The sequence below is a fragment of the Burkholderia lata genome (assembly GCF_902499335.1).
Lineage (GTDB): Bacteria > Pseudomonadota > Gammaproteobacteria > Burkholderiales > Burkholderiaceae > Burkholderia > Burkholderia lata_B.
The window spans coordinates 153,042-171,286 of the sequence record NZ_CABVQK010000004.1 but is presented as its reverse complement, the minus strand read 5'-3'; the positions used below and the strand labels follow the sequence as shown (position 1 = coordinate 171,286).

The 18,245-nt window shown below is 70.3% G+C and carries 6 protein-coding genes; 2 read left to right on the top strand and 4 right to left on the bottom strand.

Annotated features, from left to right (window positions below):
• Positions 1 to 14 precede the first annotated feature (14 nt).
• Both BCO18175_RS11345 and asnB read left to right on the top strand, forming a co-directional pair.
• Positions 15 to 1,046 carry an EscU/YscU/HrcU family type III secretion system export apparatus switch protein gene (locus BCO18175_RS11345; RefSeq protein WP_174980734.1) on the top strand — a complete coding sequence of 344 codons (1,032 nt, stop codon included), beginning with the start codon at positions 15 to 17 and terminating at the stop codon, positions 1,044 to 1,046.
• Between the two features lie 267 nt (positions 1,047 to 1,313).
• Positions 1,314 to 3,281: an asparagine synthase (glutamine-hydrolyzing) gene (gene asnB / locus BCO18175_RS11340; protein ID WP_174980733.1), complete on the top strand. Its 1,968-nt coding sequence runs from the start codon at positions 1,314 to 1,316 to the stop codon at positions 3,279 to 3,281.
• A gap of 40 nt (positions 3,282 to 3,321) precedes the next feature.
• Here asnB and BCO18175_RS11335 read toward each other — a convergent pair whose 3' ends face one another.
• The 4 genes from BCO18175_RS11335 to sctQ form a co-directional block, all read right to left on the bottom strand.
• A complete protein-coding gene (locus BCO18175_RS11335; protein ID WP_174980732.1) occupies positions 3,322 to 15,057 on the bottom strand; it encodes an LWXIA domain-containing protein in 11,736 nt (3,911 codons plus the stop codon).
• 213 nt (positions 15,058 to 15,270) lie between these two features.
• A complete protein-coding gene (locus BCO18175_RS11330; protein WP_174980731.1) occupies positions 15,271 to 16,059 on the bottom strand; it encodes a lytic transglycosylase domain-containing protein in 789 nt (262 codons plus the stop codon).
• Complete coding sequence (sctR, locus tag BCO18175_RS11325; protein WP_069260399.1) at positions 16,056 to 16,730, bottom strand: type III secretion system export apparatus subunit SctR; 675 nt, start codon at positions 16,728 to 16,730, stop codon at positions 16,056 to 16,058. Before sctR ends, BCO18175_RS11330 begins: the two co-directional genes overlap by 4 nt.
• A 3-nt stretch (positions 16,731 to 16,733) precedes the next feature.
• Positions 16,734 to 17,894, bottom strand: coding sequence for a type III secretion system cytoplasmic ring protein SctQ (sctQ, locus tag BCO18175_RS11320; protein ID WP_174980730.1), 1,161 nt, complete (start codon positions 17,892 to 17,894; stop codon positions 16,734 to 16,736).
• Positions 17,895 to 18,245 lie beyond the last annotated feature (351 nt).

The following is an 18,245-nucleotide window of genomic DNA, read 5'->3' as shown; positions in this document are numbered from 1 at the left end:
GCGACGGAGCCGCGATGGCCGAAAAGGACCAGAAGCCGACTGCGAAACGCCTGCGCGAGGCACGCGAGAAAGGCGATGTGCCGAAGAGCGCGGAAACGATTTCGTCGGCGTTCTTCGTCGGCGTGTGCGTCGCGCTCGCGGTGGGCATCGGTGCGCTGTTCGCGCGGCTGCAGGCGCTGTTCCGGCTTGTGTTCGATGCGGTCGGCGCGGCCGACCCGTCCGCGCGGATCGCGGTGCTGATCGACGGCGCCGCGCGCGACTGGGCGACGCTGTCCGCGCAGATCGTCGCGGCCGGGCTGCTCGCGGGCCTGCTTGCGGGCTTCGTGCAGGTCGGCGGCGTGATGGCGTGGAGCCGCCTCGTGCCGCAGCTGTCGCGGCTCAATCCGGCCGAAGGGATGAAGAACCTGTGGTCGCTGCGCAACCTCGTCAATCTCGCGAAGATGCTGCTGAAGACGGCGCTGCTCGTCGCGACGCTCGGCTGGCTGATCGTCGAGTCGCTCGACCCGTCGGTGCAGTCGGGCTTCACGCGGCCGATCTCGATCCTCGCGCTGATCGTGAAGCTGCTGATGCTGCTGTTCGGCTGGGCCGCGCTGATCTACATCGTGATGGCACTGATCGACATCGTGCATCAGCGGCACGAATTCAATCAGAAGATGAAAATGTCGATCGATGAAGTGCGGCGCGAGCACAAGGAAGACGAAGGCGATCCGCACATCGAAGCGAAGCGCCGCCAGCTCGCGCGCGAAGCGCAGTTCGCGTCGCTGCCCGACCGGATCGGCTATGCATCGGTGGTCGTCTATTCGCCGCGCGTCGCGGTCGCGCTGTATTACGGCGGGATCGGCACGCTGCCATGGGTGCTCGCGCGCGGCGAGGGCGACGCGGCCGAGCGGATCGTGCGTGCCGCGCGCGATGCGCTGCGCCCGACGCTCGCGAACGTCGGGCTCGCGCAGGCGCTGTACGAGACGACGCCCGAGAACGGCACGATCCAGCCGCAGCATTTCCGCGAGGTCGCGCAGTTGCTGAAATGGGCGACCGGCGCGGGCTGATGCGTGCGACGGCAGCCGCTTCGGCATGCCACCCCTTTTTTCGTTCCGCGCACGTGCGCGGCCATTCGTTCCTTTCCGATATGGCCCCTAGGGGCGGTCATGCGTGCGCCGCGCTTGACGATATTTTTTTCTTGCTCGCGCGGAAGTTCACCTGTGAATTATTGCTGATTTATTTCTTCGTAATATGGCTCGACCGTCACGCCGGACGGTGGGCCGCGAGGTGGCGCCACGCGTGACGAACATGGTCAACAGGGGCGGACAAATCAAATGTGCGGAATCGACGGCTTTCTGAATAGCGTCGCCTTCGATGAGGAGACTGCGCGCGGCACGCTCGCGCGGATGACGGCAAGCCTCGCGCATCGCGGGCCGGACGGGCAGGGGATCTGGGTCGACCCGGAAGCCGGCATCGCGCTCGGCCACCGGCGGCTCGCGATCGTCGACCTGTCGGTGCACGGCCGACAGCCGATGGCATCCGCGTGCGGTCGCTACGTCATGGTCTTCAACGGCGAAATCTACAACCATCGCGAACTGCGCGCGGAACTCGAGCGTGCAGGGCGTGCACCGGCGTGGCGCGGCCACTCCGACAGCGAGGTGCTGATCGCGGCGATCGTCGCGTGGGGTGTCGAGGCGACATTGCGGCGCGCGACCGGCATGTTCGCGTTCGCGCTGTGGAACCGCGCGTCGCGGGTGCTGACGCTCGCGCGCGACCGGATCGGCGAGAAGCCGCTCTATTACGGCCGGATCGGCGACGCGCTGGTATTCGCGTCCGAGCTGAAGGCGCTGCGCGGCTATCCGGGCTTCGACGGCGCGATCGACCGCGACGCGCTGTGCCTGTACCTGCGCCAGTCGAGCGTGCCCGCGCCTTACACGATCTATCGCGGCATCCACAAGCTGCCGCCGGGCACCTTCATCCAGTTCGAGCATGCGCGCGACACGCCGCGCATCCGTACGTACTGGACGCTCGAACAGGCCATCGAGGATGGCCGTGCGCAGCCGTTCGAGGGCAGCGCCGACGAAGCCGTCGGCCAGCTCGACACGATCCTGCGCCAGGCGGTTGCGCGGCAGATGGAAGCGGACGTGCCGCTCGGCGCCTTCCTGTCGGGCGGCATCGATTCATCGACGATCGTCGCGCTGATGCAGGCGCAATCGGCGACGCCGGTCGACACGTTTACGATCGGCTTCCATGAAGCCGGCTACGACGAAGCCGGTTACGCGAAGGCGGTCGCGCGCCACCTCGGCACCCGCCATACCGAACTCTACGTGACGGCCGACCATGCGCTCGGCGTCGTGCCGAAACTGCCGTCGATCTATGACGAGCCGTTCTCCGATGCTTCGCAGATTCCGACCTTCCTCGTGTCGGAGCTGACGCGCCGGCACGTGAAGGTGAGCCTGTCCGGCGATGGCGGCGACGAGCTGTTCGGCGGCTATACGCGCTACTTCCTGACGCCGCGCCTGTGGCGCAAGCTGCATCGCGTGCCGGCGGCGGTGCGTGCGCGGATCGCCGCCGCGTTGCATGCGTTGCGGCCCGATCACGCCGACCAGCTCGCGGCCGTCGCGCAGGGCGCGTGGGGCAGCGTGGAGGCGCGCGAATCGGCGACGCGCATCGGCGACCGCCTGCACAAGCTCGGCCACGTGATGACGGCCGAGAGCCGCATCGGGCTGTACCGGCTGCTGATGTCGGCGGTGCATCATCCGGAGCGCATCGCGCTGTCGGGGCGCGAGCCGCCGACGCCGCTCGACACGGTGTCCGCATGGCCCGAGCACCTGAGCTTCGCCGAGCAGGCGATGGCGATCGATACGCTCACCTACCTGCCGACCGACATCCTCGCGAAGGTCGATCGCGCGGCGATGGCCGTCAGCCTCGAAACGCGCATGCCGTTCCTCGATCATCACGTCGTCGAATTCGCGTGGCGCGTGCCTGCGGCGGTGCGCTTGCCGGAAGGGCAGTCGAAGGCGCTGCTGCGGCGCCTGCTCGACCGTTACGTGCCGTCCGCGCTGATCGACCGGCCGAAGCAGGGCTTCTGCGCGCCTGTCGATCATTGGCTGCGTGGCTCGCTGCGCGACTGGGCCGAGGCGCTGCTGCGGCCGTCGCGGCTGCGCGAAGAGGGCTTCTTCGACGCGGCCGCGGTCGAGCGCCTGTGGCGGCAGCACCAGACCGGCCGGATGAACTGGCAGCACCAGCTGTGGACGGTGCTGATGTTCCAGTCATGGCTGGAACATCAGCGCGCGGGGTGACGCGGTGCGCGGCCGGGGCGGCCGGCCGTTGCGACGGACGTCAGCCGACGTTCAGCGGCGTGCCGATCGCGAGACGGCCCGGATCAGCGGCAACCGACGGATTGAGCTGCAGGATCTCGCTCAGCGCGCGCGCGTCCTGCTCGCCCTGCGTCATCGCCTGCTGTTCGGCGCGCGACACGTGCGCGGCGTCGAGCAGCGACTGGCGATGCTGGTCCGCGATCACCCATAGCGAATCGCCGGCGACGACGATGTACGGCTGCGGCGAATTCGACGGCGATGGCGGACTTGACGGCGTCCCCTGCGACGGCTGCGGCTGCGACGACGGCGACGTGATCGCAGCGGGCGACGACGTGGCGGACGGCGCTGCACTGGGCGACGTGCTCGGCGAAGCACTAGGCGAAGCACTCGGCAACGCGCCCGGCGCGAGATTCGACTGCGACGGCCCCCCGCCGCCGAAGATCCAGTTGAACAGGCCGCCGACCAGCGGCGCGACGCCGATGATGAACTTGTAGCCGAATGCGGCGACCGGAATCATCACGATGGCGGTCGGGATCTTCTTGACGAGCGGCGTTGCGTTCGGGAAGTGCGTGTTGAGGCGGCCGGCGAGCAGCAGCGCGGTCGACGTCGCGGTCGCGACCGCGAGATCGACTTCGCCCTGTTTCCATTGCGATACGGTGGAAAGGCCGCCGAGCGCGACCGATGCGAAATCGCCCGCCGAATCGAATACGCGCACGACGCGGCTGCGCTTGTCCGCGTTCACGCGCCGCGACACGATCACGAACGACGCGCCTGCATACGCGGCGCCGAGCACGCCGCTCGCGACGCCGGTCGTACCCAGTGCCAGGCTGAACCAGTCGTGCGCGCCGGCGATCTTGCCGATGCCGCTCGCGAGCGTGGCGACCGATGCGACGGTCATGCCCGCGCGCGCCGAGATGCCCAGCACGCTGCGCGGATTGCCCGCGTGAAGCTGCTGCAGCGACGTGCCGCCGACGAATCCCTGCATTTGCGTGAGCACGTCGTCGGCGAGTGCCGTGATGTTCGCCTTGGCGTCGTCGAAGCTCATCGTCCCGCGCTTGTATTGCTCGACGTATTGCATGGTCATCGCTTGCGCGTCGCGCACCGCGGCGTCGAGCTGCAGCGGCCGGTGCTCGCCGTATTCGTGCGTATCGGAGCCCAATTGCCGGGCGAGCGTCGCCTCGAGATGCGAGAGCGCCGCGATCGCCGCCTTCGGATCGCCCGACTGCAGGCTGCGGATGGCGCCCTGGTGCATCACCTGGAACACGCGCCCGAGACGCGACGCGAGCAGGAACGACGACGACATGTTGCTCATCAAGACCGGGCTCATCCAGTGGAATTTGGCGTCCAGGCCGATCAGGCTCGATGCGCCGAGGACGATCCCGCCCGTGATCTTCGTTTTCCTCCGGTCCGACGGGTCTTTCGAATGCCGGTGCACGCGCAGCGCATTGAGGTGCGCGGTGGCCTCGTCCATCGTCGCGGCGGGCTGGTCGGGCTGCGCGATCGCCTTGCGATTGGCGCCGATCGGATGGGAGCCGTCGTTTTGCAGCGCCTTTCGGCTGGTGACCGCCTTCCAGTGCAGGCGGGCGTCGGAAGCCGGCGTCTGTGCCAGTTCCGGCCGTTCGGCGGTGCTGTCGCGATTGCGCTTGAGCCAGTCGCGGCCGACTTCACGCGCCTTCTTCTCCCGTGTGCCGATGCCCTTGTCGCCTTTGCGGCGCCACATGCTTTGCCCGTACTCGTTCGTCGCACGACGCGCCTGGTTCAGCAGCGTCGACGTGTTGCGCTCGTACAGTTGATCGCGCAATGCCGCGATCTGATCGTCCGTCATCCCGTTCTTTTTCGCGATGCGCTCGATTTCCGTGAAGAGGATCCGTTGCTGGTTCGCGAAGTCTTCGGTGCTGTTCGGCTCGTACACGCGTGTCAGCGCATCGCCGCCGTGCAGTCTGTCGAACTTGCCGGAGCCGTCCAGCTTGTACTCGACGATCTTTTGCGCCAGCGCGCGCGTCAGGTCCGCATTCGCGATGAAGTCGTCGCCGTGCGTGCCCCATGACAGGCCGACGTGGACCCAGTCGAGCTGTTCCCGGCCGAGGATCTCGTCCAGCAACTGCACGTGGCCTTCGCCCGGCACCGGCTCGAGCACGGCGTCCGCGCCGTGGAAGGTCAGCATCACGAGCGGCGCCTTCTCGCCTTCGTTCTGCTTCGCCCAGGTCTCGAGCGATTCGCCGATGCGCCGGATCTCCGCGTATCCGTTGTTCGTGCCGGCCATCGCATGACCGTCCTCGAGCGACACGAGCGGGCGTGCCGGCGCGGCTTCGAGCCGCAGCAGGAAGCCGTATTTCGAGGCTGCCGTGAGCCACTTGTGCAGGTGGGCGAGGTCGTCGAGTTCGAGCGTGCGCTGCGTGCCGTCGGGGTCCGTGCGCGTGATCGTCGCGGTGTCGTCGTCATAGCGGGCGCCGGTTGGGTCACCGAATTGCCTGGCGCGCCGGATCAGCCCCGGGTCCTGCTTGCCGCCGACCGCGGCGGCCTGCGAATACGGATCGACCTGGAGCGCGACGGCCGTGAGCGCGCCGCCGTATTGCTCGATGGTCTGCCTCATCTGCTCGGGGTCGTCGCGCAGCGAGAACGAGCGCGACATCGGGACGAGCCGGTCGCGGATGTCGGCCGGGAGTTCGACGTAGGCGTCGATCAGCTTCCGGTCGGTGGTGCGCGCGGCGCCGTGGTCGATGGCGAACTGCTGCGAACGGCGCACCAGCCGGTTGCGGCCGCCGCCCGGATTGGCGAGGAAGCCGTGCGGATGGAGGCTCGATGCCTCTCGCCACATGTCCAGCGTCTTGAAGATCTTCTTCCATAGCGCGGCATCGGCCATGATCGCCTGCGGCGTGTCGCTGAACGTCAGGCCGTCGCCATCGTGCTTGCCCTGGTCGCGCTTGCCCCATTCCTTGAGGCGTTCGAGCGTCGATGCGAAATCGCCGACCTTCGCCTTGCCGTAGCGCGTGACCGATTCGACGATCGTGCTCGACACGAACGCAGGCTGATACGGCTCCAGCGCGATCGGCTTGGCGGCCGGGACGGCGGGCGGTTTGGCGGGCTGGGCGGCGGGTTGCTTCGGTTGCTTCGATGGAGGTTTGCCGCGCATGCGCTTGCGGCCGGGTTTGCCGGCCTGGACGCCATTGCCGCCGTTGTTGCTTTTTCCGCCTTTCGCGCCTTTGCCCGCGGCCGGCGGCGCGGCAGCGGCCGCCGCTGCCGCCGCGGCTTGCCGGGCCGCTTCCTCGGCTTGCAGCGCGGCCTCCTTGAGCGCGGTCGCGCGCGGCACGAACGCATCGGGCGCGAGCGTGGACAGCAGGAAGTGCTGATTCCCGCCAAACGGCCCGCGGCCGATCGTCGCCCGTTCGAGCGGCAGGCCTTCGTTCGTGCCGTCGTGGAACTGGGCGGCATCGTCGTACCAGCGGACCGTGCCGTTCTCCACCGCGACGATGCCGGTGAGCGTGCCGCGCAGCGCGTCGGTGACGCTCCCTTCGTGGTCGTACACGTACACGAAGCGGCCGTCGGGGATCTCGCCCATCTCGAGCGCGCGAATCAGCTGAGGTGCGTGCTGCGCGTTGAAGTCGAGCGCGGTGTCCGCGTTCGCCGGCAGCAGGTTCGGCGTGGCGGCGTCGGCCGCTTCCCGGTTCTTTTGCCGCAGCGACGGGCGGACCTGTCCGAGCACGCGCTGGACGGTCGCGTCCGGCTTCGACAGCGGCGTCTTCCGGTCGTCGAGCGCGCGACGCATCTTGGCCGGCGCGAATCCGCCGTAGCTGTCGACGACGTCGTGCGCGACGTCGGCCACGACGAACCGCACGCCGCGGCGCCCGTCGGGCAACAGGCGCGAGCGGCGCCGGAACGCATCGGCGAGTTCGCGATCGGCGATCGTCGCGTCGCCGAGCGACGTGGTTTCGACGTAGGTCCATTTCTGCGCGGCATCGAGCGTCGCATAGCCGAGCACCTTGCCGGTCTTGCGGTCGATCGCATAGACCGTCTTGTCCGTGCCGGCCTGCTTGCTCGCGTGCTTCGCCGCCTGCTTGGGGCGCTGGAAGCGCGGCGCGTCGTCGAGCTGCTTCATGGTGGCGACGACCGCGTCGGCGGCACCCGTCGCGGACGGCTCGACGTCCCATTGGCGCTGCTCGCCGAAATACGCTTCGATGCGGGCGGCGCCGCCGAATGCGAGCAACTCGTCGAGCGGCACGGGCGACACGTAGTAGTCGTAGTCCTTGCGGTTCGCGTCGCCTTTCGACTTGAGCGGATGGAAGGCGTCCTGCGCCACCTTCGGATCGAGATTGTCCGATGCCGGCTTCTTGTCGATGAACTTGCCGTTGGCGCCCGTGCGCATGCTCGCGATGAACTCGGGCTGCGGATGCCGTGCGTCGATCCGGTCGGCCGGCCGGTCGATGTGCGGCGCGATCAGCACATGCGCGTCGTTGCCGAACGCGGCCTTCATGTCGGCGACAGTGGGGAGCTGGTCGCCGTCGATGCGGACCAGGTCGCGCTTGCCGTGCGATGCGAGCTGGTCGAGCGCACGCTGCGTGCGCTTGGCGGCCTGCCTCGCGGCGCGTGCGGGTACCGGCGCATTGCGTCGCGAGAGCGGTGCGGGGGCCGGCATTTCGCGCGGTACGCCGCCGGCCTGGATGTGTGCGGCCTGGCTCGCGTAGTAGTCGCGATAGGTTGCGTGGCCGGGCACCGACGGCGCGGCGTCGCCGAACGCGGCTGCGAGCCGGCGCAGGCCGGCTTCGTCGCCGGGCATCACGCGATCGGCTTCGCGCGCGATCGCGTCGGGCAGGTGCGCGCCCTTCGCGATGTCGATGCCCGCGTCGTCGATGAGCTCGCGGCGCACCGCGAACGCATTCGCCTGCGCGCGCGCCTCCGCCATCAGCGCGCTTTCCGTCAGCGCGTCGGGCGAAGCGTGGTCGAGCGCGAGTTGGCGCGTGATGGTTTCGACCGCGTGCTGCGCTTCGTGCGCGAGCGCGTACACGAGCGTGCCCGTGCCGCGCAGCCGTCCGTCCAGCACGATGCGCTGCTTCGCGGTATCGATCCGGCTGCCGCGCCCGGGGCGGCCGACCACGACTGTCCAGCCGGCATCGTGCGCGAGCGCGACCTGTCCGCTCAGCAGCGTCGAGCGGTCGACCAGCGCATACGCTTCCTTCGGCAGCGGCGCGCCGCCGAAGCGCATCCGTACGCGCGTGATGATCGACGGCTTCTGCACGAACGCGTCGGGCGCGGGCGTTTCGGCGAGTTCGGGATGCGCGAGTTCGATGTTGCCGCGCTCGAGCCCTTGCGTCAGCGCGCGCTCGATGACCGAGAGGCGCTGCAGCGCGGTGAAATGCTCGCCCGCGCCCATGCCGATCGGGCCCGGGTCGCTCAGCAGGAAATCGCCGCGGCGCGTGAACAACCCCTGCAGGTCGAAGCCGATGCCCGTGCGTTCGACGACTTCGCGAATCTGCCGGATGTGCTCGAGCGCGGCGCGCGACACCACGCGCGGCAGCGCGCCCGTCTCGAAGCCGAAGCTGTGGAACACGCCGAGCGGCCGGTACAGCACCGCGACGCGGTTGAGGGCGGAGAACGGGCCGCTCATCGTCAGGGTTTGCAGGCCGTACGAGGCGAGATCGTCGAGCGCGATGCTTTCGTCGATCGCCGCGTCAAGCTGGCCGCCCTCCGACGTATGCGGGCCTTTGTCGTACACCGCGAGCGCGGCGTCGTGACCGAGTGCGAACACGGTTTTCTCGCCGCCGCTGCCGAGCAGTTCGCCGACGTGACGGTCGACGTCGATCCGCCTGGCCGGATGACCTTCGACGTGCACGCCTTCGGCGTCGGCCGTCAGTGGGCCGAGGTCGTGCGGCGCCGCGGGCGCCGGGTCGAAGCGGCGGAACGTGCCGGTGTCGAGCAGCGCCGCGTGCTCGCCGACCGCGCGTCCGGGCGGCGCGTACACCGGGCGCTGCCACAGGTTCGCGAGCTGCGCGGCGGCCGCATCGCCGCCGTGCTTCGCGGACAGCACGATCGAATAGCCGTCCTGGATGATGAACGCGGGTGCCTGGTCGAGCGCGTATTCGTGCACGCCGACCGGGCGGCCGCCGGCGAGCAGCGTGCCGTCCGGCAGCGTGTCGGCGTGCAGCATCAGCACGCCTTCGTCCTGCATCACCGTGAAGTGGCGGCTGCGCGCGGCCTGCAAATCGGCGATGGCCGGCACCGGCCCGTCGCCGAACGGCGACGCGTATTCGGCATGCGCCTGGCTCCACGCCACGCGTTCGTCGAAGCTGCGCACGCCGCGCGGCGCGTCGCCGGTCTCGCGCATCTGCGGCGCGGGCATCCGGCGCGGAATGCCGCCGCGGCGCTTCTGGCGAGCCCATACGTCGTTGTAGAACTCGCGGTAGGTCTCGCCGTTGCGGCCCGACACAGGCGCGTCGGCGAACGCATCGACGAGCCGGCCGACCGTGCCCGCGTAGTCGTGCGACGGCGCGCGCCACACGTTGCCTTCGTGCTCGATTGCGTCGGGCAGCCGCACGTGCGCGGCGATGTCGCCGCCGCCGGCCAGCTGGATCTCGTAGCGCGCTTCGAACGCGTTGATCTGCGCGCGTGCCTCGGCTTCGAGCGCCTTGCGCGTGAAGCCGCTGCGGTTGCGATAGTCGAGGTTCAGCACGCCGGCCATCGCCTCGACCGCATGCCGCGCTTCGTGCGCGAGCGTGTACGTGATGCTGCCCGGGTGCTGGAGGGCGCCGTCGATCGTCACGCGGCGCTTGCGCGGATCGATACGGCTGCCGCCGCCGCGCTTGCCGAGCGTCACGCGCCAGCCGGCGTCCTGCAACATGCGCAGTTGCGTCGCGAGCGTGCCGGACTGCATCGCCAGCGCCTGCGCGGCTTCGGGCAGTGCCGCGCCGCCAAAGCGCATCTGCATCCGCGTGATCCAGCCGGGGTTCGGCGCCGCAAGGTCGGGCGGCGGCGTTTCCGTCATTTCCGGATGCGCGGCGGCGAGCCCGATATCGTCGTTCGCGGCGGACGGCCGCTCGCCGGTAGCGTTCGTGCGGGCGGTCTTGCCGTCGGCGCCGGCGTCTGCCGCCTTGCCGGCGGGGGCGCCTTCGGTGCCCGTGTCGTGTTCCGCCGTGCGTTCGACGGTGGCGGGACGCTCCGGCTTGACGAGCACGAGCACGCGATTCGGCGCGCTGAAGATGCCGTCGAGCGCGCTGACGGGTTCGGCCGTCGCGGCCGGGCGCGGCAGCGCCGGTTCGTTCGGGCCGCGCTTGCCGGCGAGCACGATCACGGTGTCGTCGGCGGCGGCCGGGCGGGGCGGTGCCGGCGGCGTTTCTTCGGCCGCGGCCGCGGCGGCGCCGGGCACGCCGGGTTCGGCCGCCATGGCTTCCGGCGCGGGATCGAAGCGGAGCACGCGTGCGCCCGCGTGCAGTTGGCCGTCGGCACCGAACGCGTCGGGCGCGGCTGCATAGACGGGTTTCTGCCAGCGGTTCGCGAGTTCGGGCGCGAGTGCCGCGTCGTGCTCGCCCGCGACGACGATCACGGGTTCCTCGAGATCCTGCGGACGCAGCGCGGCCGGTCGTGCGCCCGGTGCCTCCTTCGCTGCACCGTCGCGCACGACGTAGACGGTGCGGTCGCCGACCTCCATCGGTTCGGCGCCAGGCCCGCGCGGCACCGCGATGCCGGCAGGATCGCGCGTGGCCGGCCGCGTGGCGGGCGCTTCATCGGTCAGGTCGATCACTTTCACGGTGACGCGCGGCGGCGCGCCGTCGGCTTTCGTACGCGTGCCGGCGCCCGCCGGCTCGTCGAGTTCGGCGGTGCGGGCGCGCAGTGCCTGCGCATCCGCGCTGCGCCGGTCGCTGCGCGCAGCCGCCGTGCGGTTCACCTCGGTTTCGTCGTGCTGTTGATCGACGCGCGCGCGCTCCTGGCTCGTGCGCTGCGTGCTGCGGGCGTTGCTCGCGGTGCTTGCCGTCTCGCCCTCGGCGGCAGTCTGTTCGAGGCTGCGCGGCCCCTGCGCTTCGGTGTCGTTCGCTTGCCGGATCGCATCGCGCGTTTGCGCGATCTCATGGTCGAGGAGCGCGAGCTTCGTCTTCGCGACGATGTTCGGCGTCGTGCTCATCTCGCCGTCCGGGCCGAACGACAGGCGCTCGCCGGTGCCCGTCACGTCGTCGACGCGCGTGCCGTTGGTCCAGGCCTTCGGCGACGCCTTCACGACGGACAGCGTACCGTCTTCGCCGAGCACCACGGTTTCGCCGGGCGGCATCTGCTTGCTCGAGACCTTGTCGAGCACGCGGATCGGCTTGTTGTCGTAGGTCAGGATCTTGTCGCCGACCATCAGCATGCCTTCGGGCGACACCTTCACGGCGTCGCCGTCGAGCGTCGCGCGGGTGCGGCCGTACGCGAGCGACGACGCGTCGCCCTTGTTCAGGATCTGGCCGAGCAGCTTGCTGTCGACCGTGACGGTTTGGCCGTCGGCCGTGCGGATCGGCACCGGCCGGCCCGAGCGGATCCGCTGCGACGTGACCGCGCGCTCCTTGAGGCCGCCGGCGGCCATCAGCGCGACGTTGGTGAGCCCGGCCTTGAGTTCCTCGCCGGCTGCCTTCTTGTTGCCGGTGAAATAGTCGACGCCGGCTTCGCCGAACGCCTCGACCGCGCCGCCGACGCCGGTCACGAGCGCGGTCGCCTTCGCGCCGGTGGTGAGCAGCGATGCGACTTTCGGCGTGCGCGTGAGCGCCGTCACGGCGCGCGTGAACAGCTTGCTGCCGGCGAGCTTCGCGGCACCCGCCGCGCCCATCGGCACGAGATTGATGAAGTCGGAGCGGGCGCCCGCGTCGGTGAACGGGTTGATGCTGCGGCCGTGCTCGATGCGCGTCGCGATGTCGAGCCCGGCGCTCGTCATCGTCGAGCCGATCGCCGTGTACATCATCGTCGCGCCGAGGACGTTCAGCGGCACGCCGACGATCGCGCCGATACCGGTGCCGTCGAGCAGCCCGCCGAGGCCTTCGAGCGCCATCCCGCCGAGCATCATGCCGATATTCGCGCCGGTGCTGGTCAGCGCGCCGAGGAAACTGTCGAAGCCGCTTTCGTGATGCGCGGCCTTCGATACGAGCTGCAGCGTGCCGTCCGCGTTGTGGCCGGTCGCGATATCGACGGTGCCGTCCTTCGAGAGTTCGTTGTTGTTGATGTAGTCGTTGATGTCGTTGTACGTGCTGCCCGTTTCGTCGACGTATTGCGTGCCGTCCTTGCCGGTGACCTTGAAGATCGCGCTCGTCGTCATGCCGGCGTCCTTCGCCGCATACACCATCGGCAGCACGCTGACCTGCGTGTTCGCGCCGCCGCCGGCCGACAGCAGCGTGTCGCGCACGGTGTTGATCGTCTTCAGCTTGTCCTTGTCGGTGAAGCGCGCGACGTCGTCGCGCGTCGGCGATACGGGATCCGAACCGTCGCTCGCCGATGCAGGGCTCTGCACGTCGGGCTGCATCCCGAGCGCGACGCCGATCAGGTTGCGCTGCTCGTTGTCGGTCAGCTTGCCGAATGCGATCGTGTTGCCGTTCTGCGTGCTCGCGCTCGCCGCGTCTAGCAGCGAGTTCGACAGCTCGCCGCGATGGGCCTCGTAGAAGTCGTGCAGCGCCTTCCCGTAGTCGCTCCCGGCGTCGGAGTCGGGCGCCGCGTTACGCAGCCGCTCGTCGAGCCCCGCGTCGAACTGGTCCATCAGCACCTGCTGGTGGGACGTCTCGCCCAGCAACTGCAGGCGCTGTACCGCGTTGTCCGCCTGCGTGACGGCCGCCTTCGCCTTGTCGAGCTGGTCCTGGTACAGGTTCGGGCGCGGCGTCGACGGCGCCGGGATCATGTCGTCGCCCGCGACGGTGCGAAATCGCACGGGCGGCGGATTGGCGGCCGCCCAGTCGTCGTACTGCTGCTGCACCGACGCAAGCGTGCTCTTCGCGCCCGTCTGCTGGATGCGTGCCTGCGACAGCGCGGCCTGGGTCGCGCGCTCGTTGACCGAATCCGACAGCCGGCTGTCGGCCGCGCGGATCGCGCCGGCCACCACCTGCAGGCGCTTCGCGTCGAGCATCGTCGGGCCCGTCGGCGCCGCCGGCGTGGCCGTCGATTGCGGCAGCGCGAAGGGCGTGGTGAGCGACTGCGGTAATCCGCCGTTCGCGGTCGACAGCGACGGCGCCGGCAACGGTGATGCCGTCGGCAAGGTCGGCGTGGCGGTGGGCGTGGCGGTCGCGGCGGTCGACAGCGACGGCGCGGGCTGCGCCGGCAAGCCGTTCGCGGTCGACAGCGGCGGCGCAAGGAACGGCGATTGCGCGGTCGGTTTCGTGAAGATCGAGCGCGCGTTGACCTGCGCCTGGATCTGCGACGCCTGATCGTCGTACTGTTGCGCGAGCGTTGCGCCGTAGGTGGCGACGAAGCCGTCGTGCGCGATGCCCGCCTGCTGCTGCGCCTGCGTCAGTTTCGCGTACGCGTCGCCCACGTCGAGATCGACCTGCGGGTCCTTCAGCGTCGAATTCGGGTTGGCCTTGTGCCAGGCGTCGGCCGCCTGCGTCTTCTTCGTGTAGTCGGCCTGCAGCGTGTCGACCTGCTGCTGCGCGGACAGCATCTGCAGGTAGCTGCCGCTCGTGTTCGCGGCCGTCTGTGCGCGGGCGAGGGTGGTCTTCGCGTCCGACACCGCATTCGGGACGATCACCGTCGGCCCTTCCTTGCCGCTGGCCGCATCGTAGCGCTGCTGCGCGGTCGTGAGCGCCAGGCTGTCGTTCGCCGCGCCGGCCGCGGCGTTCGCGTAGTTCGCATCCTTCGCGGCCGCCGTGACGGCCTGCTGCGCGGCGTCCTGCGAAGCGGGCGCGTCGGGCATCGTGACCTGCAGCTCCAGCGGCTGGAGCGCGTCGTTCAGCCGGCCGACGCCCGCGTCGAGCGCGCTCTTGTAATCCGGATCGGCGAGGTACGACTGGAATTGCGTGTACGCGAGATTCGAATTCGCGACGTCCGCGTAATACTTCGACGCGCCGACCGCGGCCGTTGCGCTGGCCGTCTGCCAGTCGTCGTAGAGCCGGGTCTGCAGCGGGTTCTTGCAGTCGCCCGGCTGCGGCACCCAGTTCGGATCGTTCGCGTGATCGGGAAACGCGGCCAGCAGCGCCTTGAACTGCTGGTCGGCGGCGTGCTGCGCGTCGCCCGGGTCGGTCACCTTGCCGGTGTCGTCGATCTTCATCCCGGCCGGCATGTCGGCGTTCGCCTGTTCGCCGTACAGGATCATGTAGCCCGCGTCGGTCGTCACGTTCAGGTCGCGCTGCGCGCTGTCGGCGGCGGTGCGCGCTTTCGCGTAGGCGTCCTGAGCGGTCTTGCGGTCGTCGGGTGTCGACTCGGGATCGCGGTTCGTGAGCCGCAGCACGTTCTGCGCGCCCTGCAGCGATTGCGACGCGTTGTCGTATTGCGTTTGCGCGTCCTGCATCGCCTTCTGCACGGCGCGCGTCTTGTCGTTTTCGACCGTGATGTCGGGCGGCGGCACCGTGTACTGCGCGGCCATGCTCTGGACCAGCGACGTCGCGGACGCGATCTCGGCGTTGGTCGGCTTCGACGGATCGGTGGACGGCGTGGCCGTCACGGGAATCGGCGGCGCCACGCTCGGGTTCGTGGGGCCGGCCGACGGACCGTCCTGCTTGGGCGGGGGCGGAGGCGGGGGTGGCGGCGCGACGACCGGGTTCAGCGTTTCCGACAGGAAGCGCTGCCAGTTGACGCCCAGTCCCAATCCGTCGATCAACAGCATGCTTGTCTCCCTTGAACCGCGCGGCGCACGGCGCCTGCGCGCCGCGATGCGATCCGACGAGTGTAGGGACACGGGTTGCGGCCGGATCGCCGCTGTTTCGTAGCGCTGCGGCGCGGCCGGCGCGCGGGCGCGCCGCACGCTACGAGACGCGGGCGGCCCTGCGGCGGCGGGGCGCCGGCGGCGTTCGCGCCCTTTAAAACGGGCCGTGCGCCGTTACTCGTCGAGACACTTCACGCATAGCCGCTTCGCCTGGCTGGCCCCGAGCCCGCGGCACATCATCACGACCCGGCGGGCATGGCACGACGGTGGATCGGCGGACGCGGCGGACGAGGGCAGCCGGCGCGCGCGTTCGGGCGGCGTGGTGGCGGCCGCGTCCATGCGCCGCTGGCGCGCGGGCGGCGGCGTGTCGCTGACGACGGGAATCGGTTCTGCACCGCCTTCGCGCGCGTTGCGCTGCGCGCTGGCGACCACGCGGCTCACGTAGCCGCTCGAGAAGCCGGTCGTGAAGTTGCCGCTGTAGTAGCACGACAGCGCCGCGCGCAACGCGGCCTGCGCGTCGCGACCGGTGCCCGACGAGCGCGCGAAGCATTCGGTCAGGATCGCGCCGCCGGCCCGCAGGTTCCGGCACGGCTCGAACATCGTCGCTTCATCGAGCCCGTATTTCGCAAAATTGCGTTCGTTCACCTGCGCGAGGCCGACGCTGTAGCTGAAGCCGCGCGCCGCGAGGTCGCGCGCGGTCGCGCGCGCTTCGTCGAGCGAAGCGGGCTGGCGCGCCAGATGGCCGCCGACCACGCCGATCGCATACGGATTGAAGCCCGACTCGGTGCGCACGAGCGCGGCGAGCGTGTCGGGATCGACGTTCGGCGCGCATGCACGCGCGAGCGGCGCGAAGCCCGTACTGGTGCCGGCGGCTTGCACGCAGCGCAGCGGCAGGCATGAGAACGCGAGCGCTGCCAGCGCGCACAGGCAGGCGGCGGCGGTTCGCAGGCGGTGCGTACTCATCCCGCGCCCGTCACCCGGTACGACATCACGAGCCCGTGCACGAGCAGCGACCAGCCGTCGAGCGCGACGAACAGCAGCAGCTTGAACGGCACCGAGATCGTGGTCGGCGAGATCATCTGCATGCCGAGCGCGAGCAGGATGTTCGCGACCAGCAGGTCGACGACGATGAACACGATATAGATCACGAAGCCGATCTGGAACGCCTTCGTCAGCTCGGCGAGCGTGAAGCTCGGCACCAGCACCAGCAGGTCGTCGTCCTTGATGCCGTCCGCGCGGTTCTTCGGCCACACCGAGGTCGCGGTGCGCACGAAGAATTCGCGATCGCGCTGCCGTGTGTGTGACACGAGGAAATCCTTGATCGGCGGCAGCGCGGCATCGGCGAGCGCGCCGACGTCGGCGGTCGACAACTGCCCCGACGCATCGAAGTGGCGCGCCTGCAGCGCGTCGCGGATCGACATCCCGACGGGCGCCATGATGAACAGCGACAGGATCAGCGCGATGCCGTTCAGCACGAGGTTCGGCGGCACCTGCTGGATCCCGAGCGCGGAGCGCAACAGGCCGAGCACGACGACGAGCTTCGTGTAGCTCGTGACCATCAGCGCCGCGAACGGCGCGATGCCGAGCGCGGCGATCACCGCGATCAGCGCGACCGGATTCGGCAGGTTGCCCATCGTTCAGCGCTCGCGCGGCGCGGGTTGGGTCAGCGTGACGACCCGCACGCCGAGCTTCTGGCCGACCGCGATCAGGTGCCCGGTGCCGATCAGCATTCCGTTCGCGACGAGATGGATCACGCTCTGGTTGATCCCTTGCTGCAGTTCGATCACGGCGCCGGGCTGCAGCGCGCTCAGCTCGCCGAGCGGCATCGACGTGGGCGGCAGCTCGAAGCGCAGGTCGACCGTGAGGCCGTCGAGCGGGCGCCGCGCATCGGCGGGCGGCGCGTCGTGCGTCGTCGCGGACGCGATGTCGGTGCGGGTCGGTTCCAAAGGCATCTCCCTGATTCGTTCGACGGTCAGCCGGTTGCCCGATGGCCGTCCGGTAATCTCCCACGCCGGCGCGGCCGGCAGCCGCGCGACGCACAGCAGGTTCTGCTCGTGCGCCTGCCAGCGCTCGATCGCGATGATGTCGCCGCCGACGACGTCGGCCAGCTCGGCCGTCGTCAGCTCGGTACGGCCGATCTCGAACACGAGCGGCACGGGCAGGTTCGCGTAGGCCGCGCGCGTGTCGGCGGGTGCGGCGGGCGCAGCCGCGAAGAACACGGCCAGCGCATCCGGCGCGTCGAACAGCAGCGCGCCATGGCAGCGCCATGCGGCGTCGGCGCGCCGCAGCTCGAAGCGCAGCGCGGCCGGCGCCGCGCGCCATGCGGGCACACTGACGGGCGGCGGCAGCAATTCCACGCGCTGCCGCGTTGCGGCCTGCAGCACGGTCGCGAGCGGCGCGCACAGATCGGCGAGCAGCGCCGCGCGGATCACGGCCGGCACGGCCGGATCGGCCGCGTCACCCAGCCATGCCGCTTCCGCGACCGGGTCGATCCACAGCGTGCCGGCGGCCGGGCCGACGACGAAGCGGTACGCGTGCGCATCGGCGGCCGGCTCGGCGTCGACGCGCCAGCGTACTTCGTACGCGTGCTCGCCGAGCATGACCGGAACGGCGCCGGTCGCGCAGTAGGCGTGCGACAGCCCGCGCGCGGCGGCAGCGGACAGGCGCGGCAGGTGGGGCGACGCGTCGAGCACGACCGCGGCCGCGGCCGGCAATGCGGCGGGCGGCGCGGAAGCGCCGGGCATCGCCCGGTTCGCGGCATCGCCGGCGTCGGCATTCGTCAGGAACAGCGCAGGCACGGCGGGATCGGGGCGGATTCGGCGTTGGTTCGACGGGTTGTTCTGGGGCCGGTGGCGCTCGGGGGCACGCGGCTGCTGCGTCGATTGTAGGGACGGCCATGGCCGCGTGCCGCGCCGGAATCCGTAGTCGCGTGCATCGTGAGACGAGCGCCGAAGCGGGGCGCTACGAAGCGTGACGAAGCGCAGGCTGCGGGCGGCGCCCAAAAGCGACCGCCGCCCGGAGGCGGCGGTCGGGTCGCGACTGGCTGGCGGGCCGGGCGGCGTGCAGGCCGCGCCCGACGGGCGGGCCGCGAGGCGCTGCGGGTTGGCGCAGCGCGGTGGGGGGAGCGTGGCCGGCGCGCCGCGAACGGG